Annotated in this window: 20 protein-coding genes; 15 read left to right on the top strand and 5 right to left on the bottom strand. The window is 66.0% G+C overall.

Annotation, left to right across the window (positions count from 1 at the left end):
• Window positions 1–101: 101 nt before the first annotated feature.
• The 8 genes from IB261_RS26860 to IB261_RS26825 all read left to right on the top strand — a co-directional run bounded on the left by IB261_RS26860 (window position 102) and on the right by IB261_RS26825 (window position 9231).
• Window positions 102–1349: a parallel beta-helix domain-containing protein gene (locus IB261_RS26860; protein ID WP_081515546.1), complete on the top strand. Its 1248-nt coding sequence runs from the start codon at window positions 102–104 to the stop codon at window positions 1347–1349.
• The gene (locus IB261_RS26855; protein WP_412548401.1) at window positions 1346–2470 is read left to right on the top strand and encodes an SO2930 family diheme c-type cytochrome; all 1125 of its coding nucleotides are present in this window, start codon (window positions 1346–1348) and stop codon (window positions 2468–2470) included. The genes IB261_RS26860 and IB261_RS26855 overlap by 4 nt, the downstream gene beginning before the upstream one ends.
• A 110-nt stretch (window positions 2471–2580) precedes the next feature.
• Window positions 2581–3432, top strand: a complete 852-nt coding sequence (locus IB261_RS26850; RefSeq protein ID WP_081515548.1) for a mechanosensitive ion channel family protein — start codon at window positions 2581–2583, stop codon at window positions 3430–3432.
• 261 nt (window positions 3433–3693) lie between these two features.
• Complete coding sequence (pilV, locus tag IB261_RS26845; RefSeq protein WP_192383741.1) at window positions 3694–4167, top strand: type IV pilus modification protein PilV; 474 nt, start codon at window positions 3694–3696, stop codon at window positions 4165–4167.
• A gap of 1 nt (window position 4168) precedes the next feature.
• Window positions 4169–5107: a PilW family protein gene (locus IB261_RS26840; protein ID WP_192383742.1), complete on the top strand. Its 939-nt coding sequence runs from the start codon at window positions 4169–4171 to the stop codon at window positions 5105–5107.
• Between the two features lie 41 nt (window positions 5108–5148).
• On the top strand, window positions 5149–5577 hold the full coding sequence (locus tag IB261_RS26835; protein ID WP_427871334.1) for a pilus assembly PilX family protein: 429 nt from the start codon (window positions 5149–5151) through the stop codon (window positions 5575–5577).
• Window positions 5578–5624: 47 nt separating this feature from the next.
• Complete coding sequence (locus IB261_RS26830; RefSeq protein ID WP_192383744.1) at window positions 5625–8828, top strand: pilus assembly protein; 3204 nt, start codon at window positions 5625–5627, stop codon at window positions 8826–8828.
• A gap of 1 nt (window position 8829) precedes the next feature.
• Window positions 8830–9231: a type IV pilin protein gene (locus IB261_RS26825; RefSeq protein ID WP_192225240.1), complete on the top strand. Its 402-nt coding sequence runs from the start codon at window positions 8830–8832 to the stop codon at window positions 9229–9231.
• A gap of 7 nt (window positions 9232–9238) precedes the next feature.
• Here the strand turns inward: IB261_RS26825 and IB261_RS26820 are convergent, their stop codons facing one another.
• On the bottom strand, window positions 9239–9826 hold the full coding sequence (locus tag IB261_RS26820; protein WP_192225241.1) for a cytokinin riboside 5'-monophosphate phosphoribohydrolase: 588 nt from the start codon (window positions 9824–9826) through the stop codon (window positions 9239–9241).
• A gap of 381 nt (window positions 9827–10207) precedes the next feature.
• Between IB261_RS26820 and azu the strand changes: the two genes are divergently transcribed.
• A complete protein-coding gene (gene azu, locus IB261_RS26815) occupies window positions 10208–10654 on the top strand; it encodes an azurin (RefSeq protein WP_081515554.1) in 447 nt (148 codons plus the stop codon).
• Between the two features lie 113 nt (window positions 10655–10767).
• Complete coding sequence (trhA, locus tag IB261_RS26810; protein WP_138214059.1) at window positions 10768–11394, top strand: PAQR family membrane homeostasis protein TrhA; 627 nt, start codon at window positions 10768–10770, stop codon at window positions 11392–11394.
• A gap of 53 nt (window positions 11395–11447) precedes the next feature.
• On the opposite strand, the gene nadE is transcribed toward trhA, so the two are convergent.
• The 3 genes from nadE to IB261_RS26795 are packed head-to-tail and all read right to left on the bottom strand — an operon-like array spanning window position 11448 to window position 14157.
• Window positions 11448–12275: an NAD(+) synthase gene (gene nadE / locus IB261_RS26805; RefSeq protein WP_192383745.1), complete on the bottom strand. Its 828-nt coding sequence runs from the start codon at window positions 12273–12275 to the stop codon at window positions 11448–11450.
• A gap of 32 nt (window positions 12276–12307) precedes the next feature.
• Complete coding sequence (pncB, locus tag IB261_RS26800; RefSeq protein ID WP_081515557.1) at window positions 12308–13507, bottom strand: nicotinate phosphoribosyltransferase; 1200 nt, start codon at window positions 13505–13507, stop codon at window positions 12308–12310.
• A 2-nt stretch (window positions 13508–13509) separates the two neighbouring features.
• Complete coding sequence (locus IB261_RS26795; RefSeq protein WP_081515558.1) at window positions 13510–14157, bottom strand: nicotinamidase; 648 nt, start codon at window positions 14155–14157, stop codon at window positions 13510–13512.
• Between the two features lie 169 nt (window positions 14158–14326).
• Between IB261_RS26795 and IB261_RS26790 the strand changes: the two genes are divergently transcribed.
• On the top strand, window positions 14327–15019 hold the full coding sequence (locus IB261_RS26790; protein ID WP_151188478.1) for an NrtR DNA-binding winged helix domain-containing protein: 693 nt from the start codon (window positions 14327–14329) through the stop codon (window positions 15017–15019).
• A gap of 10 nt (window positions 15020–15029) precedes the next feature.
• Here IB261_RS26790 and IB261_RS26785 read toward each other — a convergent pair whose 3' ends face one another.
• A complete protein-coding gene (locus tag IB261_RS26785) occupies window positions 15030–15923 on the bottom strand; it encodes a LysR family transcriptional regulator (RefSeq protein ID WP_081515560.1) in 894 nt (297 codons plus the stop codon).
• Window positions 15924–16043: 120 nt separating this feature from the next.
• Here IB261_RS26785 and amaB point away from each other — a divergent pair, with 120 nt between their 5' ends.
• The 4 genes from amaB to IB261_RS26765 all read left to right on the top strand — a co-directional run bounded on the left by amaB (window position 16044) and on the right by IB261_RS26765 (window position 21619).
• Window positions 16044–17534 carry an L-piperidine-6-carboxylate dehydrogenase gene (gene amaB, locus IB261_RS26780; RefSeq protein ID WP_318653090.1) on the top strand — a complete coding sequence of 497 codons (1491 nt, stop codon included), beginning with the start codon at window positions 16044–16046 and terminating at the stop codon, window positions 17532–17534.
• A gap of 113 nt (window positions 17535–17647) precedes the next feature.
• On the top strand, window positions 17648–18931 hold the full coding sequence (gene amaA, locus IB261_RS26775; protein WP_192225245.1) for an L-pipecolate oxidase: 1284 nt from the start codon (window positions 17648–17650) through the stop codon (window positions 18929–18931).
• 419 nt (window positions 18932–19350) lie between these two features.
• Window positions 19351–20484: a branched-chain amino acid ABC transporter substrate-binding protein gene (locus IB261_RS26770; RefSeq protein WP_081515563.1), complete on the top strand. Its 1134-nt coding sequence runs from the start codon at window positions 19351–19353 to the stop codon at window positions 20482–20484.
• 220 nt (window positions 20485–20704) lie between these two features.
• Window positions 20705–21619 carry an ABC transporter permease subunit gene (locus IB261_RS26765; RefSeq protein ID WP_081515564.1) on the top strand — a complete coding sequence of 305 codons (915 nt, stop codon included), beginning with the start codon at window positions 20705–20707 and terminating at the stop codon, window positions 21617–21619.
• Window positions 21620–21621 lie beyond the last annotated feature (2 nt).

Genomic DNA, 21621 nt, shown 5'->3' with positions numbered 1-21621 from the left:
GCGATGTGTCTGAAGGGCTGGCGTGGCGCGGGATGTAGGAGTATTCTCCGGATCAGTTGGTACGATAGTTCCATATCATAAGAACAAGACCGGAGCCCGCCATGCGTCTCGCCACTCTCTCCCTTCTCGCATTCTCCGTTGCCCTGGCCGCCTGCGGCGAAGGCGACAAGCCTACCGCCGCCGTCAGCAGCGACTTCCAGAAGGACTTGCAGGCCCGCCTGATCAAGGCCAAGGCTGGCGATGTCATCGACATTCCCGCCGGCACCTACCACCTGGACCGCAGCCTCAGCCTGAAGGTGGACGGCGTGACCATCCGGGGCGCCGGGATGGACAAGACCATCTTGAGCTTCAAGAACCAGAAGGCCGGCGCCGAAGGGCTGTTCGTCGACGCCTCCGACTTCACCCTGGAGAATCTCGCCATCGAGGACACCAAGGGCGACGGCCTGAAGGTCATCGGCGGCAAGAACATCGTCATCCGCAACATCCGCACCGAGTGGACCAACGGCGCCTCCACCGAGAATGGCGGCTACGGCATCTACCCGGTGCAGACCGAGAACACCCTGCTCGAAGGCAACGTCGCCATCGGCGCCTCCGACTCGGGCATCTACGTCGGCCAGTCGCGTAACGTGGTAGTGCGCAACAACCGCGCCGAGCGCAACGTCGCCGGCATCGAGATCGAGAACACCATCGGCGCCGACGTCTACAACAACGTCGCCACCGACAACACCGGCGGCATCCTCGTCTTCAACATGCCCAACCTGCAGCAGCCGGGGCGCGGCACCCGCGTCTTCGACAACGACGTGCAGGGCAACAACCACGAGAACTTCGGCCACAAGGGCACGCCGGTGGCCAGCGTGCCGGCGGGCTCGGGCGTGGTGGTGAATTCCAACGACGACGTGGAGATCTTCAACAACAAGATCGGCAACCACAAAACCGCCAACGTCATCATCAGCAGCTACTTCAGCACCAACTATTCGGAGAAGGCCACCCAGCCGAACTTCGACCCCTATCCCGAGGGCATCTTCATCCACGGCAACACCTTCGGCCCCGGTGGCGACAGCCCCGACCACCTGGAGCTGAAAGCGCTCAAGGTCGCCAAGTTCGGCCTCACCGGGCGCCTGCCGGACATCCTCTGGGACGGCTACTTCAACGAGAAGAAACTGGTCGACGGCAAGCTGCCCGAAGCCCTGGCCATCTGCATCGACAACGGCAGCGCCGGCATCGTCAACGTCGACGGCCCCAACGGCTACAAGAACATCAGCACCGACATCAGCTCGCACCAGTGCAAGCTCAAGCCTCTGCCGAAGATCGAGCAGGCCGGCCTGGGTGAAAAGGGCAACAAGGCATGATGAAACCCGCTTCGTTCCTGTTGTCGCTCGCCCTGGCCACCTTGGTGGCCGGGTGCGGGCAGGAGAGCAAGCCGCGTTACCAGCCCGAAGGCGACGACTACCCGGAAAAGCTCAGCGGCTGGGGCATGCTGCACCTGGCGGACGGCCACCTGGCGCCGGCCGCCGAGGTGCTGCCCTATGACCTGAACACCTCGCTGTTCACCGACTACGCACACAAACTGCGCACCGTATGGATGCCCGAAGGACAGTCGGCGCAGTACGCCGAGGACCGCTTCGACTACCCCGTCGGTACCGTCCTGACCAAGACCTTCTATTACCCCAAGGACGCCCAGGGCAACCTGCTGCAGAACAGCCAGGACGACCGTGATCCGAAGGCCGGGCTCGACATGGCCAAGGTTCATCTGGTGGAGACCCGCGTGCTGGTGCGGCAGAAGGACGGCTGGGCGGCACTGCCCTACGTGTGGAATGCCGAGCAGAGCGAAGCGACCCTGGAGGTCGCTGGCGACAGCCCGGCGCTGGAGCTGACCGCCGAGGACGGCAAGAAGACCGCCTTCACCTACATGGTGCCGGACGCCAACCAGTGCTCCGAATGCCACGCCGAGCAGAAGGGCGGCGGCATCGCCCCGCTGGGGCCCAAGGCGCGGCACCTGAACAAGGACTTCGCCTACGCCGAAGGCAGCGACAACCAGTTGCAGCACTGGCAGGCGCGCGGCTTCCTCAAGGGCCTGCCAGCGCTGGCGCAAGTGCCGCAGAACGCGCTGTGGGGGCATCCGCGCCCCGGCGAAGACCTGGAGAAACAGGCGCGCAGCTACCTCGACGCCAACTGCTCGCACTGCCACAACCCCAAGGGCGCGGCGCGCACTTCGGGCCTCTACCTCGACCCGCACACGCCGGTCTCCATCGCCTACGGCATCTGCAAGCCCCCGGTGGCAGCGGGCGGCGGCACGGGCGGGCGGCTGGAAGACATCCACCCCGGCAGCCCGGAGAAGTCCGTGCTCAGCTACCGGGTCGGCAGCGACAAGCCGGGCGACATGATGCCCGAGCTGGGTCGTACCCTGGTGCACCGCGAGGGGCTGGAAATGCTCAATCGCTGGATCGCCTCGCTGCCCGGCGACTGCTAGTGCAATAGCGCCCGGAGCCCGCCAGGGCTCTGGGCTGCGCGCTGCGACGAGCAAACGGCTGGGGCCGTGCTAGCGTTCATCTGGTCCCTTTCTCTCGCAGGTGCGCTTCCATGGAAGATACGAACATCATCAATGTGGGTACGGAGAAGATCAACGCACTGTGGGCGACGGTTTCGCAGTACGCGCTCGCATTCGGTGTGAAGATCATCGTCGCCATCCTCTTCTGGGTACTCGGCCGCTGGCTGATCGGCTTCGCCGTCGGGTTGGTGGAGAAGGCCCTGGCCAGGCAGAGCGTCGATCCGACGGTGCTGCGCTACGTCGGCTCCTTCATCACCGTCACCCTGAACATCCTTCTGGTCGTCGGCATCCTCGGCTACTTCGGCGTGCAGACCACCAGCCTCGCCGCACTGATCGCCGCCATCGGCCTGGCCATCGGCATGGCCTGGTCGGGCCTGCTGGCGAACCTCGCGGCCGGTGGCTTCATCATTGTGCTGCGGCCGTTCAAGGTCGGCGACTTCGTCTCCGCCGGCGGCGTGACCGGCACCGTGAAGGAGATCGGCCTGTTCGCCACCGCCATCAACACCCCGGACAACGTCCTGACCCTGGTGGGCAACAACAAGATCTTCAGCGACACCATCCAGAACTTCAGCCACAACACCTTCCGCCGCGTGGAACTCAAGGCGCAGCTCTCCGGCGCCGCCGACTATGCAGCTGCTGTCGCGGTGCTCAAACAGCGCATCGCGGCAATCCCGAATGTGCTGACCGACCCGCCGGTGGATGTGGAAATCCTCGAGTTCAACCTCGTCGGCCCGGTGCTGGCAGTGCGTCCGTACTGCCACAACGACAACTACTGGCAGGTCTACTTCGACACCAACCGCACCATCAAGGAAGCCCTGGGCACCGACTTCCCGGCACCGATGCCGGCGCAGACGGTGATCGTGCAGCAGTCGGCGAACAGCTGACGGCTCCCGCTCCTGCAAGGGCCACCGCAAGGTGGCCTTTTCTTTTCCCAGCGAGAATCCCGGCGCGAACAACCTCGCCGGGACCGATGGCTCCCCGGCACGGATGAGTGGCGCGGTACTTCGGACGCCTTCCTAGCTGCACGCCTGATCCTCTCCGGCTGGCGGACTTTTCCCTTCGATCTCCCAGCAAATGTCTGGCTGACCGCCTCACGCCGCTCCTTGCACCCTTGAGGCTCATTCCTCGGCGGCAGGGCGATCAACATGGTTGGCGACAAGCGCAGCGAAGGATTCACCCTGGTGGAAGTGCTGGTCTCGGTGCTTGTCCTCGGGATTGGACTGCTGGGGCTGGCGGGTCTGCAGAACGTCGCTATTCGCGCCGGCTACGGCGCGCTGCAACGTTCCCAGGCGTCCTGGCTGGCCAGCGAGATGGCCGACCTGCTGCGCGCGAATTCAGACGCCGCCCGCGCGGGCGCCTACGACACGAACTTCCTCGACGTGGCCGCCGGATGCCCGAAAAGCGCTGGCTCGACGCGGGCGCAACTCGATCTCGGCCAGTGGCAGGCAGATGTCTGCGAGACGCTCCGTGGGTCGGGTAGCGGTTCCGTGCAGGTGGTCCACAGCGGTGACCAGTACAGCGCGGTGATCGCCGTGCGCTGGGACGACCGAGGGGCGCGCGAGCGTCTGGGGGAGGCTGGCAATGCCTGGGAAACCTTCACCTACCGGACAGGCCTCTGACATGCGCCAGCGCGGACTTTCGCTGGTCGAGCTGCTGGTGGCCATGGCGCTCGGGCTGCTGCTCCTGGCGGGCGTCATCCAGGTCGTCCTCGGCAGCAAGCGCAGCTATCAGAGCAGCGTCGCGCTGGCCGAGTTGCAGGAGACTGGCCGCTTCGCGCTGGAGGCCATTGCGCGGGACCTGCGCAATGCCGGGTTCTCAGGCGCCTGTACCGGTGGGCTGGTCAATGCCAGTGGCATCGATGACGCGCAGTACGCCCTGGAGCGTTCGCCAATCGAAGGGTACGGCTCGGGAATGGCGGTGTCCGCCTGGGTACCTTCCGGGCGTCTGACGAACACCGATGCCGTGCTGCTGCGCTCTGCGTCCGATCCTGTTCTCGATGCACGCTCGATCAGCGAAAACCGGGTGATCCTCACCTCATCGAGTGCGGTCGCCGGGGCTTTCTATCTACTCAGTGATCAGCAAGCCTGCCTGCTGCTGCGCAATGCCGGGAACGCGGCGAGCCTGTTGGCGGATCGTTCACTGGAGCATTTCCTGGCTGCCGCGACGCGGGTTTACCCGTACCGCTATGCCATCTATTGGGTCGGCCGTGGCGTCGACGGGACGCCGGGACTGTTCGTAACGGACAACAGCCAGACCTCCTTCAAACCGAACACCGAAGAACTGGTAAACGGCGTCGCCGGCATGAGCCTGCGCTACGGCGTGGCGGGAGTGGGCAGCGAAGTGGTGGCGGCCTACAAGGCGGCGCGGGAAATGACCGCCAGCGACTGGCGTCGGGTACGCACGGTACGCATCAGCCTGCTGCTGCAGAGTCAGACCCGTGAGGTCGACGAGGCACCCAAGGCGCTGCAGTTCGACGGCCGCACCCTCCCGCCGAACGCGGAGCGAAGGCTGCGGCTGGTGATGAGCAGCACCATCGCGCTACGCAATCCCTCGCCGTGAACGGGGGCTCGTCGATGCGCCATGAGTTCGAGCGCGGGGCGGTGCTGCTGGTCTCGCTGGTCATGTTGTTGCTGCTCACCCTTATCGGCCTGGCGAGCATGCGCATGGTGCAGTTGGAAGAACGCATGGCCGGCAACCTGCGTGATCGGCAGGTCGCCTTCCAGGCAGCAGAAGCGGCGCTGCGCGCAGGCGAAATAGCGGCGCTGGAACGCTATCGGCACGACGGCCCCCTGGCCTCTGTCGAGGCTGCCGAAGGAGTGGCTGGCGGTTTTTCCGGCAGTGCGGCGCAGCCGGTTTATCGGCTGCGCTTCCTGCGCTGGCTGTCCAGCGAGGGGCTGGAAGTCGGCAAGGGCGGCGCGGCCAATGGTGTAGCCATCGAGGTGCGCGCCGAAGGCTTTGGTGCGCGTCGCCAGCCTTCGGGGGAGCCGGTTTCCAGCGTCCGGCTGAGCAGCATCTTTTTCATCCGTTAGCGCGCAGCAAGGAGGTGCTAGTGAGGCTCGGAAGACTCTGTTCCCTGATGCTGGGCGCCATGCTGGCGGGCGTACTGTCGGCTGCGCCGGTCAGTCAGGTGCCGCTGCAGGTCGCCAGTGGTGCTCCGGGCAGTATCCTGTTGTTGCCATCTTCGGCCCACGGGGCGACGGCGGCGGCAGCCAATCCAAACCCGGTCTATGTCACCGGCGAGCAGTACTTCGGTTACTTCGACCCGGACAAGTGCTACGCCTACCGTGCTGGCAAAGACGAGACGGAGCGCTATTTCCAGCCCGTCGGCCCGGCGCTGGCCCATGTCTGCCGGCGGGCCTGGAGCGGCAACTTCCTCAACTGGGCGACGGCACAGGCCATCGATGTGTATCGCGCCGTGCTGACCGGCGGCGATCGCCTTATCGACAGTGCCGGACTGACGGTGTTGCAGAAGGGGCGGAATCTGCAACGGGACGGCGCCTTCCCGGATCGCCTTCTGCCTTTCGACAGCGTCGCGGGTGCCACGCCATTCTCCGGCGTAACGCTGTACCTGCGTGTTGCAGGAGAGGAGCGCGGCCTTTTGCTGAGTCGCAGCCCGGACTTTCCCGGCGAGCCGCAGGAGCTGCCGCCCGCAGAGCCGCTTTTGCCTGCGACGACCTACCGGATCGCGGTGCGCGTACAGGTCTGCGTTGCCGGCCAGTTGGAGCGTAATTGCCGGCCTTATGGCGAGCATTCCAAGCCTGAGGGCGTACTGCAGGAATATGCCGGTCGCCTGCGCTTCAGCCTCTTCGGCCGGTCTGATCGCGAAACGGGAGTGGTGCTGCGCGCGCCGCAGAAATTCGTCGGGCCGTGGCTGGATGATGGACGGGATAACCCGCTGAAAGAGTGGTCGGCGCAGTCCGGAATCTTCATCGACCGGCCGGCTGGAGTGATCGCCGCTCTCAACCGTTTCGGCGAGTCCTCGTCGTTCCTGCCATTCGATGACCTGGGCGAGCTGCTCCAAGCCGCCACAGGCTACCTGCGCCATCAGGGAGATCATGCGGACCCGCTCACCTACGCCTGCCAGCGCAACGTCGTGCTCGGGATTGGCGGCGCGGGTGAGGGCGAGGCCGGCGTGAGTTTGCCGCGTCTTGGCGATCCAGCGATTGCCCAGGCGACGCAGCAGGTGACGGCCATGCAGGGCGGCGCAGGCTCCGCCGCTTCGCTCGCACTGGCAGGCCTGGCCTATGACGCCCATGTGCGCGATTTGCGCCCGGACCTCCCCGGCCGGCAGAGCGCTGCCACCTACTGGCTGGCGTCTTCCCGCGAAGTGGCCGGGCCGGGCAGCTCCCTGTGGCTGGCGACCCAGTACGGCGGCTTTGCCATCCCGCGCGGCTATTCCTTTGTGCGCGCATCACCGCTGCCGGAAAGCGCGTGGCAGGGCGTGGACGGCTGGCCGCTCAACCTGCTGAAACTCGCCGACCCTGACCCGCTGCGCGATGAACTGAAACAGGCGTTCGCCCAAGCAGCCGACGATGAGCCGAGGAGCACCGGCAACTTCAGTGCTGGCCAGAACCCCGGCGAGTGGTTCAGTACCCAGCTGGCCGGGCGGCGCTGGAGCGGTGACCTGCAACTATGGCGCGAAGGCGAGCGGCTGCCGCGGTGGTCGGCCGCCCGGAAGCTGGACGAGCAGAGCGAAGCGCAAGTGGCCGGACGGAACATTCTCACTGTGCGGCCCGCCGGGGCAGGGGCAGACGGATCGCTGATCGCGCGCGCAGGCATGCCCTTCGCCTGGAGTGCCCTGGATGACGAACAGCGCCGCAGGCTGGGGGGCGAGCAGGGCGAGTCGCTGGTCGACTACCTTCGCGGGTCGCGCCTGCAGGAGCGGAGCGAGCCCCGCAGTGCGTTGCCTTTCCGCCTGCGCAGCAGCCGGCTGGGCGACATCGTTGGCTCGCGCCCGGTCTATTCCTGGCACGACCCGCAGCCTTACGGCGAGCTGCCCAAGCCGCTGGGTACTGGCTACCGGGAGTTCCTTGCCAGCGAGCAATACCAGCGGCGTGCGCCGCTGGTGGCGGTGGGCGCGAATGACGGCATGCTGCATGGCTTCGATGCGCGCGATGGGCGTGAGTTGTTCGCCTATGTGCCGGCGGCGGTGCTGGGCCACCTTCGCGAGTTGGCCGACCCCGGCTATGCCCATCGCTTTTACGTCGATGGGTCGCCCATGGTGGGCAATGCCTGGATCGGCGGAGAGTGGCGAACCCTGTTGGTGGGCAGCACCGGAGCAGGCGGCAACGGCCTGTTCGCGCTGGACGTGACCGACCCAGAACACGTCCAGTCGAGCAGCGTGCTCTGGGAGTTCAGCCACCCCGACCTCGGCTACACGCTGGGGCGGCCAGCACTCATGGCGCTCGGATCGGGAAGGTTCGTCGTGGCGGTTTCCTCCGGCGCCAGGGACCCGGAATACCGTGGCGGGGACATCTGGCTGCTCGATGCCGCGGATGGTCGTGTGCTCAAGCGCATCCACCTGCCCGAGGCCGGTGACCTGGGGCCGGTGACGGCGATCAGCAGTGTGGGCGGGGTGACCGCCAACCGCCTCTATGTGGGCGACAGCCTCGGGAATCTCTGGCGTGTGGATCTGGCGGGCGATGCGGGTGGCGACTCGGCGATTCCATCGTCGCTGGCCGGCAAACCGTTGTTCCGGACGCTGGCGCCGGACGGGCATTCGCAGGCAATCACTGCGCCTGTTGCGGCAGCTCTGGACCGCAGTGGACAGGTGCGAGTGTTGCTCGGCACCGGGCGCTTCTACCGTGTGGGTGACGACGAGCCCACGGCGAGGACTGAAAGTCTTTATGGCGTGCTCGACGACGGGCGGGTCTTGGTTGGGCGGTCAGAGCTCCTGCCGGTGCCCGGAAAGGACGGTGGTCGTGGCTGGTATCTCGACCTGTCGGCCGTTGGTTGGCGCGTGGTGGAGCAGCCGCAGGTTCGTGACGGCAGGCTGGTGTTGTTCAACCTGATCGCACCGGGAGAGGACCCCTGCAGCGATCCGCTCGCTCACGCTTGGGTCGTGCTGGATAGCGGCAGCGGCGAGCGGCTGGTGGGCGGTCTGCCGAGCGCCGTATTGGCGGGCAGCGACACAGCGCAGCAGTCCAGCGGCGCGCTGCTGCAATCCGATCCGGCCGGTGGCCTGCACATCCTGGGGGTGGATCGCGATGGCCGTCCGCAGGGGCAGGCGCTGGATCTGCTCCGTGACTTCGGGCGCAAGGCCTGGTGGGAGTCTCGTTGAAATGACATCGCCGAACAGGCGCGCCGGCGGTTTCACGCTGGTGGAGCTGCTGGTCTGCCTGGCCCTGATCGGTATCCTGCTGGGTATTGCCCTGCCGGCGTACCAGGATCATATCCAACGGGTGCGCCGGGTGGACGCGCAGAAGTCGCTGGTGGAGCTGGCGCAGTCGCTGGAGCGCTTCTACACCAGCCGCGGCACCTACGTCGGCGTAACGCTGCCGTTCGACCAGTCGCCACGCGATGCAGGGAAGGCCTTCTACCGCCTGAGTTTCGCCAGTGGTCCGGAGGAGTCGGGTTATGTCCTGCAGGCCGAGCCGCTCGGGGCGATGGCGGGGGATGCCTGCGGAGTGCTGACGCTGGCTAGCAGCGGGCTCCGTGGCGCGGCCACGGAGCGCTGCTGGTAGGCGTACGTCAGGTCGGCGTGCGGTCGACCCACTTGGGCGCGGCCAGGGGCTTCCAGGCGGCCAGGGCGCTGACCAGCTCGGCGGGCGAGGCGGCACGCTGCAGCATGTCGCGGTGCGGCTGGCGCACGAAGCGCTCCTGCACCAGATGGTCGAGGAAGGTCAGCAGCGGGTCGAAGAAGCCGTTCACTTCCAGCAGTCCCAGCGGCTTGGCGTGGTAGCCCAGCTGGCCCCAGGTCCAGACCTCGAACAGCTCTTCCAGGGTACCCAGGCCGCCCGGCAGGGCGATGAAGGCGTCGCTCAGCTCGGCCATGCGGGCCTTGCGCGCGTGCATGCCGTCCACCACTTCCAGGCGGGTCAGGCCGCTGTGGCCGACTTCGGCGTCTTTCAGGCTCTGCGGGATGATGCCGATGACTTCGCCGCCAGCGGCCAGCGCGGCATTGGCGACCATGCCCATCAGGCCCACGGCGCCGCCGCCATAGACCAGCTGGATACCGTTTTCAGCGAGATGTCGGCCGAGGGCTTCGGCGGCTTCCTGGTAGATCGGGGTGGCGCCGGGGCTGGCGCCGCAGAATACGCAGATGGAACGCAAGGTCATGGAGCTGTCCTCGTTTTGCTGGCCTGGTTTTGCAGGCCGTCAGGTTACCGACTGCGAGGAAAGCGACCAAGCCGAATTCAGTCGTCCAGGCAGCCACCGGCGGTTGCGCCGAGTGCGTAGCAGGCGAGCAGGTTCTGTAGCAGCGGGCTTTGTAACAGTGCAAGACGGTGCATGGCGCGAACTCCTGTGGGGCCGGGGGATGGCGTCTATGCTAGGCGGGGTGCGCTGATCTGCCTCGTTGATCCTGCTGATCGACCTGATAGACAGTTCCAAGCTTCGCTCGTGGCCGAAGGCCATTGATGCAGATCAGGGGAACCCCGATCGCGTTCGGGCAGTCTTCCCCTTCAGGATTCTCCGCCCAACCTGCCTAGGAGGCATGTCATGTTCCGTAAACTCGCCGCTGTATCCCTGCTTGGCCTGTTCAGTGCCCCGCTGCTGGCCGCCGAATGCTCCGTGGACATCCAGGGCAACGACCAGATGCAGTTCAGCACCAACGCCATCAGCGTCGACAAGAGCTGCAAGACCTTCACCGTGAACCTGTCCCACCCGGGCAGCCTGCCGAAGAACGTGATGGGCCATAACTGGGTCCTGACCACTGCCGCCGACATGCAGGGCGTAGTGACCGACGGAATGGCCGCCGGTCTGGACAAGAACTACGTCAAGGACGGCGACACCCGCGTGATCGCCCACACCAAGATCATCGGCTCCGGCGAGAAGGATTCGGTGACCTTCGACGTCTCCAAGCTGAAGGCTGGCGATGAATACGCCTTCTTCTGCTCCTTCCCGGGCCACTCGGCCATGATGAAGGGCACCCTGGCGGTGAAGTGATCCCGCTTTCGCTCGAAAGCGTGTGATCCGAAAAGCCCGACCCATGGTCGGGCTTTTTATTTCACGCAAGCAGGGTAGGGTGTGGGCGTGGTTGAAATTGCAACGGGGGACACATGTACCACGGTGAACGCTTCAACGCCTGGACTCACCTGATTGGCGCCGTGCTGGCGCTGGTGGGCGGCATCTGGCTGCTGGTGGCCACCAGCCTGGTGGGCGAGCCGCTGCGCATCGTCAGCGTGGCGGTGTACGGCACCACGCTGACGATGCTCTACAGCATCTCGACGCTTTACCACAGCGTGCGCGGGCGGGCGAAGGTGATCCTGCGCAAGCTCGATCACCTGTCGATCTACCTGCTGATCGCCGGGAGCTACACGCCGTTCTGCCTGGTGACGCTGAAGGGCCCCTGGGGCTGGACGCTGTTCGGCATCGTCTGGTCGATGGCGGTGATCGGCATGCTGCAGGAGATCAAGCCGCGCTCCGAGGCGCGGGTGCTGTCGATCATCATCTACGCGGTGATGGGCTGGATCGTGCTGATCGCGGTCGGGCCGCTGTACCGCGCGCTGGGCGGCGCAGGTTTCGCCTGGTTGGTGGGCGGCGGGGCTTTCTACACCATCGGCATCATCTTCTTCGCCTACGACAGCCGCTTCCGCCACTGGCATGGCATCTGGCACCTGTTCGTGATCGCCGGCAGCCTGCTGCACTTCATCGCCATCTGGCGCTACGTCATTCCCCAGCACTGAACCCCTGAACTCGTTGGCGCGGGACTTCTCCCGCGCCAACGGCTGCCGTTCGCTTACGGCGCGGTGGGCAGTGCGCGCTTGTGACGGGTCTTCTCGAAGGTACGGACGATGATGTCGAAGGCCTCCTGGCCAACGTCCTGACCGTGCAGGAAGGCATCGATCTCCTTGTAGGTCACGCCGTGAGCGTGCTCGTCCGGCTTGCCGGGGGCGAGGTCCTCGAGGTCGGCGGTCGGCACCTTCTCCACCAGATGCTCCGGCGCGCCGAGGCTGCGGGCGATGCTGCGCACCTGGTTCTTCACCAGGCCGGTGAGCGGGGCGAGGTCGCAGGCGCCGTCGCCGAACTTGGTGAAGAAGCCCATCACCGCCTCGGCGGCGTGGTCGGTGCCGACCACCAGGCCGGCGCGGGCGTTGGCGATGGTGTACTGGGCGACCATGCGGATGCGTGCCTTGGTGTTGCCCAGGGCGAAGTCGCGAGTGGCCGGTGCCAGGCCTTCCAGTGCCTGGGTCTCGGCGGCCAGCGCCTGCACGGACGGGCCGATGTTCACGGTATGGCGCTCGTCGGGGGCGATGACGTCCACCGAATCCTGGGCATCCTGCTCGTCGCCCTGCACGTTGTACGGCAGGCGCACGGCGAGGAAGCGGTAGTCCTGGTTGCCGGTCTCGGCGCGCAGGCCCTCCACGGCGCGCTGGCAGAGCATGCCGGCGGTGAGCGAGTCGACGCCGCCGCTGATGCCCAGCACCAGGGTCTTCATCCCCGAACCCTGCAGGCAGTCCTGGATGAAGCGCACGCGCCGCTGGATCTCGGCCTGCAGCTCGGCGTCGGACTGGAAGGGCGGCTGCACGTTGAGTTCTCTGGCGATGGCGGCCTGTGTGTCTTTCATCTGGAGGGCTCCTGTGGAAAGCGGAAAAAGGGTTACACCGGCACCTTGAACACGTGGCGCAGGTAGGCGACGAAGTTCTCGTCGCGGCATTGGGTCTTGCCCGGGGTGTCGGAAATCTTCGCCACGGGGTGGCCGTTGCAGGCCGTCATCTTGATCACGATGTTCATCGGTTCCACCCCGGGGATGTCGCAGGTCAGGTTGGTACCGATGCCGAAACTGACGTTGATCTTGCCACGCAATGCGCGGAAGAGCTGCAACGCCTTGGGCATGTCGAGGCCGTCGGAGAACACCAGGGTCTTGGTCAGCGGGTCGATTCCCAGCCGGCGGTAGTGGGCGATGGCCTTCTCGGCCCAGACCAGCGGGTCGCCCGAGTCGTGGCGCAGGCCATCGAAGAGCTTGGCGAAGTACAGGTCGAAGTCGCCCAGGAAGGCGTCCATGGTAATGCAGTCGGTCAGCGCGATGCCCAGCTGGCCGCGGTATTCACGCACCCAGCAGTCCAGCGCGGCGATCTGGCTGTCGATCAGCCGCGGACCGAGCTGCTGGTGCGCCATCAGCCATTCGTGGGCCATGGTGCCGATCGGCTTGACGTCGAATTCGCGGGCCAGGTGCACGTTGCTGGTACCGACGAAGCGGCCGGGGAAGTCGCGCTTGAGGATGTGCACGACTTCTTCCTGGGTGCGGTAGGAGAAGCGCCGGCGGGTACCGAAGTCGGCCACCTGGAATTCCTTCAGCTCCTCCGCGCTGGCGTTGCCGGCGAGCCAGTCGAGCTTGCGATAGAGCTGCTCACCGACCTGCTCCAGCACCACCTCCCGGTAGCGATAGCGGTTGCGCACCTCGCTGACGATGGCCAGCAGCGGCACCTCGAAGAGGATCACGTGCAGCCACGGCCCGCGCAGGCGGATGGCCAGCTGGCCGTCCTCGATGCTGGTGTGCACATAGCGCAGGTTGAAGCGGAACAGGCTGAGGAAGCGGATGAAGTCCGGCTTGATGAACGGGATGCGTTCGAGGAAGGCCAACTGGTCCGGCGTGGCTTCCAGTTCGGCCAGGCGCTCGATCTGGTAGCGGATTTCCGCGAGGTACGGGCGCAGGTCCTCGGCGTTGCGGCAGCGGAACTCCCACTCCACCTCGGCGTTGGGGTAGTTGTGCAGCACCGCCTGCATCATCGTCAGCTTGTAGAAGTCGGTGTCCAGCAGGTTCTGCACGATGCTGTCGGCAAACACGCTCTCGGCCATGATCAATTCTCCCTGATGCCCCACAGGGCCTCGTCCAGTTCGTTCTCGTTGGCGCAGAGGATGACCCCGGCGCTGCGCATTTCATTGCAGGCGGCCTTCGCGGTGTCCTCCGCGATGGCGCGGCAGGCCGGCAGGTACAGCAGCACCTGGAAGCCGGCGCGGCGCAGTTGCAGTGCGGTGGTCTTCACGCAGTAGTCCAGCGCCAGGCCGCCCACCAGTACATGGCTGACCGCGTTCTGCCGCAGGTATTCGATCACCCCGGTGCTGCGTCGCTCCGCCAGGTCGTGGTAGCACGCACCGTAGGGGTGCAGGTCCGGCTCCACGCCCTTCCAGATGAAGAAGTCGTAGTCCATCGGCCTGGGCAATTCGTCCAGCAGCTCGAAGCCCGGCGTGCCCGGCACGCAGTGGCTGACCCAGGTGAGGTCGGCGTTGGGCAGGGCGAGCGGTTGCAGCATCTGTGCCGGCTCGCTCACTACCCAGGGCGCTTGCGGGCTGTGGGCGTCCTTGCTGCCCAGGCGCAGGCTGGCGCGCTCGGCCATCAGGTTGAGGGCGCCGCCGATGGTGTCACCGCCGGGCACCGGCAGCTCGTTGGGGCAGAGCGGGGTGAAGCTCTTCTGGGCGTCTACATCGAAGCTGGCGATCAGGTTCATGGAAGCCTCCGCTTGACCGTTGGTGGTCTGTCGTGGCTACATAATTCACGACGTGAAATAAGTCGTCAAGCAGAAAGATGAAAAATGCCCAGAGGTGGAAGATGCTTTCTGTACATGGTGAAATAAGTCGCAGGGCTTCTTCCGGTGAGGAAGCATGGGAGGAGCATCGATGAGTACCGCTGAAGTGCTGGCCACCGTGGATATCGTGGCGCTGCGCCTGAACGCCGAGCGCGGGCTGGAGCTGCTACTGATCCGCCGCGCCAAGGCGCCGTTCGAAGGCCAGTGGGCGCTGCCCGGCGTGCTGATCAACGGCCGCTGCGCCGACCATGGCCTGGATGATGCCGCCCTGCGCGCACTGCGTGAAAAGGCGCGGGTGAAGCCGGCGTACATGGAGCAGGTGGCGACCGTGGGCAATGCGGTGCGTGACCCGCGCGGCTGGTCCCTGAGCGTGTTCTACCTGGTGCTGGTGGCGCCAGACATCGAGCTGGCCGCCGACGACCTGGACTTCGTGCCGCTGGAGTCCGTACGCAGCGAGCGTTTCCCCTTGCCCTTCGACCACACCCAGCTCGTGCAGCAGGCCTGCGAGCGGCTGGCGGGCAAGTCGGTGTACAGCGCGCTGCCGCTGCACCTGCTGCCGGAGCGCTTCACCGTGGCCGAGGCGCTGAAGGCCTTCGAGTGGTCCATCGGCGAGGAAATCCAGCATTCCAGCCTGCGCGGCCGACTGGAGCGGATGAAGGCGGCGGGCTGGGTGGAAGACACCGGCGAACGCCATCAGCCGCCGATGGGACGGCCACAACATGTGCTGCGTTTTACGCCGCAGGGGGATGGGGCGTTCGTGTTTGATCGAAGTCTACTGGTCTGAACTCCCGGCGCTAGCCCTCCATCCGCTCCCCGATCCACTCGACAAACGCCCTGACCTTGGGCACCGCCGCCGCATGCTCGGGGTACGCCAGGTAATAGCCGCTGCGGCTCTGCAGGCCGTGCTGCCAGGCGATCACCAGCTTGCCTTCGCTCAGCTCCTCTTCCACCAGGAACCGCGGCAGCAGTGCCACGCCGCAGCCGGCCTGCGCTGCGCGGATGCACATGTAGAAGGTGTCGAAACGCGGCCCGTGGTAGCTGTGCTCGCTGTGCTGGCCGAGGCTGAGGAACCACTCGTGCCAGGCTTCCTGGCGCGTGGCGTTCTGCAGCAGGACCAGGTCCGCCAGCTGGGTCGGGTCGCTCAGCGGCTGCGCCGGCAGGATCGCCGGTGAGCACACCGGCACCATCTCCTCGCCGAACAGCGCCACGCACTCCGCGCCGGGCAGGGTGGCGGCGCCGAAGAAGAACGCGATATCGCAGCGTGATTGCAGCAGGTCGCCGGGTTCCAGTTCCTGGCGCAGGTCCAGGTGGATGTTCGGGTGGCGATGGCGCCAGCCGTTCAGCCGCGGGATCAGCCAGCGCGCGCCGAAGGTCGGCGGCGTCGCCACGCGCAGCACCTCGGTTTCGCCGCCGTAGGACAGCAGGTAGTGGGTGGACATCTCCACCTGCGTGAGGATCTTGCGTACCTCCACCAGGTACAGATCGCCCGCCGGGGTCAGTTGCAGGCGGCGGCGCACACGGCGGAACAGCAGGTGCTGGAGCATTTCCTCCAGCTGCGCCACCTGCTTGCTGACCGCGCTCTGGGTCAGGTTCAGCTCTTCGGAGGCACGGGTAAAACTCAGGTGCCGCGCCACCGCTTCGAAGCATTGCAGGGCGGTCATGGACGGCAGGTGGCGTTTGCTCAGCATGGCGGGCAGTTCATGAATTTACGGAATGATGTGCATAGGAAACGTCGTTTGTTGTGCCTCGGCAAGCCGTTTATTACTGCTGGCATTCCGTCAGGTCATCTGAAAAGAACTGGAGTCCGCATGATTTCCGCACTGCTCGAATCCCTCGGCGTCGATGCCCGCCTGGTCACCGGTGGCGATCAGGTCATCCACTCTCCCATCGACGGCAGCCGCCTGGGCGCGGTGCGCCTGGAAAGCGCCGCCGAGGTGGAGCAGAAGATCGGCCGCGCCGCCCATGCCTTCGACGCCTGGCGCAAGGTGCCGGCGCCGCGCCGTGGCGAACTGGTGCGCCTGTTCGGCGAGGAACTGCGGGCGAGCAAGGCGGCTCTCGGCGAACTGGTGTCCTGGGAAGCCGGCAAGATCACCCAGGAAGGCCTGGGCGAAGTGCAGGAGATGATCGACATCTGCGACTTCGCCGTCGGCCTGTCGCGCCAGCTCTACGGCCTGACCATCGCCTCCGAGCGCCCCGGCCACCACATGCGCGAGACCTGGCATCCACTGGGCGTGGTCGGGGTGATCAGCGCCTTCAATTTCCCGGTCGCCGTGTGGTCGTGGAACACCGCGCTGGCGCTGGTCTGCGGTAACTCGGTGGTGTGGAAGCCATCGGAGAAGACCCCGCTCACCGCGCTGGCCTGCCAGGCGCTATTCGAGCGCGCGCTGAAGAAATTCGGCGACGCTCCGGCACACCTCAGCCAGGTGGTGATCGGCGATCGCAGCGCCGGCGAAGCGCTGGTCGACGACGTGCGCGTCGCCCTGGTCAGCGCCACCGGCAGCACCCGCATGGGTCGCGAAGTCGGCCCGCGCGTGGCGGCCCGTTTCGGCCGCAGCATCCTCGAGCTGGGTGGCAACAACGCGATGGTCCTGGCGCCCAGCGCCGACCTCGACATGGCCGTGCGCGCCGTGCTGTTCAGCGCCGTCGGCACCGCCGGGCAGCGCTGCACCACCCTGCGCCGGTTGATTGCACACGAGTCGGTGAAGGACGAGTTCGTCAGCCGCCTGAAGACCGCCTACGCCAAGGTGCGCATCGGCCATCCGCTGGAAGGCAACCTGGTCGGCCCGCTGATCGACGAGCGCAGTTTCCTCGCCATGCAGGGCGCGCTGGAGCAGGCGCGTGGTGAGGGCGGCGTGGTGTTCGGCGGCGAGCGCCAGCTGGCCGAGAAATTCCCCGAGGCCTACTACGTGTCGCCGGCCATCGTCGAGATGCTCGAGCAGAGCGATGTAGTGCGCAGCGAGACTTTCGCGCCGATCCTCTACGTGGTGCCCTACCAGGACTTCAACGATGCGGTGGCGCTGAACAACGGCGTGCCCCAGGGCCTGTCGTCGTGCATCTTCACCACGGACCTGCGCGAGGCGGAAGCCTTCATCTCGGCGGTGGGCAGCGACTGCGGCATCGCCAACGTCAACATCGGCCCCAGCGGCGCGGAGATCGGCGGCGCCTTCGGTGGCGAGAAGGAAACCGGCGGCGGCCGCGAGTCCGGCTCCGACGCCTGGAAGGGCTACATGCGCAGGCAGACCAACACCGTGAACTACTCGCGGGAACTGCCGCTGGCCCAGGGCATAGTCTTCGACTGAGGCCGAGTTTCCGCGCGCTCAACGTAGGGCGAATAACCGCTTGCGGTTATCCGCCCTACGAGAAACACGCAGTACAGAGTCATTCACAAAGGTTCGCGTAGAAGGATCGCTGGATGTCGCTTCGCCAAGAGTGTCTGTGGGAACACCTGACTCCCGACCGCCCGGAAGCCCCTGAGCTGCGCGGGGATCGCAAGGTCGACGTGTGTGTCATCGGCGCGGGCTTCACCGGCCTGTCCGCCGCGCTGCATCTGCTGGAGCGCGGCCAGAAGGTCTGCGTGCTGGAAGCCCACACCACCGGGCATGGTGGCTCGGGGCGCAACGTCGGGCTGGTCAACGCCGGCCTGTGGATTCCCCCGGACGAGATCGAAGCCGGCATGGGCGCGGAGATCGGGCAGCGGGTCAACCGCATGCTCGGCGACGCGCCCTCGCTGGTGTTCTCGCTGATCGACAAGTACGCCATCGATTGCCAGGCGCGCCGCGAAGGCACGCTGCACATGGCGCACAACGCCCGTGGCCTGGCGGACCTGCGCAGCCGCTGCGAACAATGGGGCCGCCGCGGGGCGCCGGTGGAACTGCTCACCGGCGCCGACTGCGAACAGGCTTGCGGCACCGACAAGATTGCTGGCGCGCTGCTCGACCGCCGCGCCGGCACGCTCAATCCCATGGGCTACGTCAGCGGCCTGGCCCGCGCGGTGGTCGGCCTGGGTGGCGAGCTGTACCACCATTCCCCGGTGGTTGGCCTGGTGCGCGTGGGCAGTGCGTGGAACGTGATCACAGCCGGCGGCGTGGTCACCGCCGACAAGGTGGTGATCGCCTCCAGCGCCTACACCGAAGGCGAGTGGACGCAACTGCGCCGCACCTTCTTCCCCGGTTACTACTACCAGGTTGCCTCGCGTCCGCTGGAGGGCGCCGAGGCCGCGCGCATCCTGCCGGGCGGGCAGGGCTCCTGGGATACCCGCCAGGTGCTCAGCAGCATCCGCCGTGACGCCGACGGCCGCCTGCTGCTCGGCAGCCTCGGCAAGGGTACCGGCAAGCCGGCATGGTTCCTGAAAAGCTGGGCCGACCGCATCCAGCAGCACTACTTTCCCAGGCTGGGCAAGGTGGACTGGGAGTTCACCTGGACCGGCTGCATCGACTTCACCCCCGATCACCTCATGCGCCTGTTCGAGCCGGCGCCGGGGCTGGTCGCCATGAGCGGCTACAACGGCCGTGGCGTCACCACCGGCACGGTGGTGGGCAAGGCCTTCGCCGACTTCCTGCTGGACGGTGACGCCAGCGCCTTGCCGATGCCGCTCAGGCCCATGGAGGAAATCTCCGCGGTGGGCCTGCGCAGCTGTCTGTACGAAGCCGGCTTCTCCCTCTACCACGCCGGGCAATGCCTGCGGGTGGTGATCTGACGCTGCTCAAGGCGGGGCGAGGGCCGCCCCGGTTTGACCCGCCAACGCTCGCTGCACTTTGGTCTAGCCTCTTATGGTGCGTTACCCCGACGGGTCTGCACCGCGGATGTGCAGTTCGGTGACAGCGATGGTTACGGTTGGGGTTGCGCCTGTGGTGGCTGGAAAAAGCCAGCCCACGGGAAGTCGGGTTGCACCCTTTTGCCTGCTGGGTTGCACCTTATGCTTTCAATGGGTTGCACGTGTCTAGCACTTGATGTCTGCCAGCTCGGGCTGTTTTCGCTGTAGGACTTGGTTAATAACAAAAACGAATGGCACGCCGCTTGCTGTTGATTGATCGCTAAGTCGCTGAATCGCTACACGAGAAATCGCCAACAAGAAATACAACGCGCCATTACAAAAACCCTCAGGAGCAAAACTCCATGTCGCAGAAGATTTTCAGAAAAGGCTTTCTGGCTCTGGCGGTAACCACCGCACTGGGCGTGTCTTCCGTAGTACAGGCCGATGTCGTTATCGGGGTCGCGGGTCCGCATACCGGGGCGAACGCCTCGTTCGGTGAACAGTACTGGCGCGGCGCCAATATGGCCGCCGACGCAATCAACGCCGCCGGTGGCGTCAACGGGGAAAAGATCAAGCTGGTGAAGGCCGACGACGCCTGTGAGCCGAAGCAGGCCGTGGCCGTTGCCAACCGTCTGGTTGACCAGGACAAGGCCGTGGGTGTCGTCGGCCACTTCTGCTCCTCCAACACCATTCCCGCCTCCGAGGTCTATGACGAGGCCGGTCTCATCACCATCACCCCCGGCTCGACCAACCCGAAAGTCACCGAGCGTGGCCTTGCCGGCATGTTCCGCATGTGCGGCCGCGACGACCAGCAGGGCGTGGTCGCCGGCAATTACATCGTCAACGTGCTCAAGGCCAAGAAAGTCGCGGTTATCCACGACAAGGACACCTACGGCCAGGGCCTGGCGGACGCGACCAAGGCGCAACTGAACAAGCTGGGCGTCACCGAAGTGCTCTACGAGGGCCTGACCCGCGGTGAGAAGGACTTCAATGCCCTGGTCACCAAGATCCGTTCCTCGGGCGCGGAAGTGGTGTTCTTCGGCGGCCTGCACCCGGAGGCCGGTCCGCTGGTCCGGCAGATGCGCGAGCAGGGCCTGACCACCGTGTTCTTCTCCGACGACGGCATCGTCACCGACGAACTGGTCACCACCGCTGGCGGCCCGCAGTACACCAAGGGTGTGCTGATGACCTTCGGCGCCGACCCGCGCCTGATTCCCGAAGGCAAGGCCGTGGTGGACAAGTTCCGCGCCAGCGGCTTCGAGCCCGAAGGCTACACCCTGTACGCCTACGCCTCGGTTCAGGCACTGGCCGCCGCCTTCAACGGCGCTGGCAAGAACGATCCCCAGGCGGCCAGCAAGTGGCTGCACACCCACCCGGTCGACACCGTCATGGGCAAGAAGGAGTGGGATGAGAAGGGCGACCTGAAGGTCTCCGACTATGTCGTCTACCAGTGGGACGACAAGGGCAAGTACCACCAGTTGGAGAAACAGAAGTAAGGGGCCGGCTCCTGTCGAGGCTCCCGAGCTTCACCGGCCAGGCCCGCCAGGCCGGTGAAGCGGTGCCCCGCGCAGCGATTGCGCACCCCGTGCGATCTGCCGGCGCCGCCACGAGCGGCGCCGGTATCCCCGCAGGTCGGCGCTTGCCCGGCGACGGTCACGAGCCGTTCAGCCCGCTTGCCGCCAGCCTTCCCTGCCCTGTCTGTGTGAGTACCCAATCGTGGACGGTATTTTCCTCCAGCAAATGATCAACGGGCTGACCCTGGGGTCGGTCTACGGCCTGATCGCCATCGGCTACACGATGGTCTACGGCATCATCGGCATGATCAACTTCGCCCATGGCGAGGTGTACATGATCTCCGCCTACCTCTCCGCCGTCGGCCTGGCACTGCTGGCCTTCTTCGGCTTGCAGTCCTTCCCGCTGCTGATCCTCGGCACGCTGGTCTTCACCATCTTCGTCACCGGAGTCTATGGCTGGGTGATCGAGCGCATCGCCTACAAGCCGCTGCGCAACTCCACGCGCCTGGCCCCGCTGATCTCCGCCATCGGCATGTCGCTGATCCTGCAGAACTACGTGCAGCTGGCCCAGGGCCCGCGCCAGCAAGGCGTGCCGACCCTGCTCGACGGCGCCTTCAAGTTCCACATCGGCGAAGGCTTCGTGCAGCTGACCTACACCAAGGTGTTCATCCTCATCGCCGCCTTCGTCGGCATGGCGGTGCTGACCTACGTGATCCAGTACACCAAGCTCGGGCGCATGTGCCGCGCCACCCAGCAGGACCGCAAGATGGCCTCGATCCTGGGGATCAACACCGACCGGGTGATCTCCTACGTGTTCATCATCGGCGCCGCCATGGCCGCGCTGGCCGGCGTGCTGATCACCATGAACTACGGCACCTTCGACTTCTACGCGGGCTTCATCATCGGCATCAAGGCGTTCACCGCCGCCGTGCTCGGCGGCATCGGCTCTCTGCCCGGTGCGATGCTCGGCGGGCTGATCCTGGGCGTGGCCGAGGCGCAGTTCTCGGGCATGGTGAATACCGACTTCAAGGACGTGTTCGCCTTCGGCCTGCTGGTGACCATCCTGATCTTCCGGCCGCAAGGGCTCCTGGGTCGTCCCCAGGTGTCGAAGGTGTAAGC

It is taken from the genome of Pseudomonas sp. PDM20, from assembly GCF_014852575.3.
In the GTDB taxonomy this organism is placed as follows: Bacteria; Pseudomonadota; Gammaproteobacteria; order Pseudomonadales; family Pseudomonadaceae; genus Pseudomonas.
The sequence above is the reverse complement of the archived record's forward strand: the minus strand, read 5'-3'. Positions and strand labels throughout refer to the sequence as shown.

Bases quoted from the DNA above. Each gene is read 5' to 3' on its own strand.
- IB261_RS26860 (WP_081515546.1), top strand. From the start codon at position 102: ATGCGTCTCGCCACTCTCTCCCTTCTCGCATTCTCCGTTGCCCTGGCC.
- IB261_RS26855 (WP_412548401.1), top strand. From the start codon at position 1,346: ATGATGAAACCCGCTTCGTTCCTGTTGTCGCTCGCCCTGGCCACCTTG.
- IB261_RS26850 (WP_081515548.1), top strand. From the start codon at position 2,581: ATGGAAGATACGAACATCATCAATGTGGGTACGGAGAAGATCAACGCA.
- pilV (WP_192383741.1), top strand. From the start codon at position 3,694: ATGGTTGGCGACAAGCGCAGCGAAGGATTCACCCTGGTGGAAGTGCTG.
- IB261_RS26840 (WP_192383742.1), top strand. From the start codon at position 4,169: ATGCGCCAGCGCGGACTTTCGCTGGTCGAGCTGCTGGTGGCCATGGCG.
- IB261_RS26830 (WP_192383744.1), top strand. From the start codon at position 5,625: ATGCTGGGCGCCATGCTGGCGGGCGTACTGTCGGCTGCGCCGGTCAGT.
- IB261_RS26825 (WP_192225240.1), top strand. From the start codon at position 8,830: ATGACATCGCCGAACAGGCGCGCCGGCGGTTTCACGCTGGTGGAGCTG.
- IB261_RS26820 (WP_192225241.1), bottom strand. From the start codon at position 9,826: ATGACCTTGCGTTCCATCTGCGTATTCTGCGGCGCCAGCCCCGGCGCC.
- azu (WP_081515554.1), top strand. From the start codon at position 10,208: ATGTTCCGTAAACTCGCCGCTGTATCCCTGCTTGGCCTGTTCAGTGCC.
- trhA (WP_138214059.1), top strand. From the start codon at position 10,768: ATGTACCACGGTGAACGCTTCAACGCCTGGACTCACCTGATTGGCGCC.
- nadE (WP_192383745.1), bottom strand. From the start codon at position 12,275: ATGAAAGACACACAGGCCGCCATCGCCAGAGAACTCAACGTGCAGCCG.
- pncB (WP_081515557.1), bottom strand. From the start codon at position 13,507: ATGGCCGAGAGCGTGTTTGCCGACAGCATCGTGCAGAACCTGCTGGAC.
- IB261_RS26795 (WP_081515558.1), bottom strand. From the start codon at position 14,157: ATGAACCTGATCGCCAGCTTCGATGTAGACGCCCAGAAGAGCTTCACC.
- IB261_RS26790 (WP_151188478.1), top strand. From the start codon at position 14,327: ATGAGTACCGCTGAAGTGCTGGCCACCGTGGATATCGTGGCGCTGCGC.
- IB261_RS26785 (WP_081515560.1), bottom strand. From the start codon at position 15,923: ATGCTGAGCAAACGCCACCTGCCGTCCATGACCGCCCTGCAATGCTTC.
- amaB (WP_318653090.1), top strand. From the start codon at position 16,044: ATGATTTCCGCACTGCTCGAATCCCTCGGCGTCGATGCCCGCCTGGTC.
- amaA (WP_192225245.1), top strand. From the start codon at position 17,648: ATGTCGCTTCGCCAAGAGTGTCTGTGGGAACACCTGACTCCCGACCGC.
- IB261_RS26770 (WP_081515563.1), top strand. From the start codon at position 19,351: ATGTCGCAGAAGATTTTCAGAAAAGGCTTTCTGGCTCTGGCGGTAACC.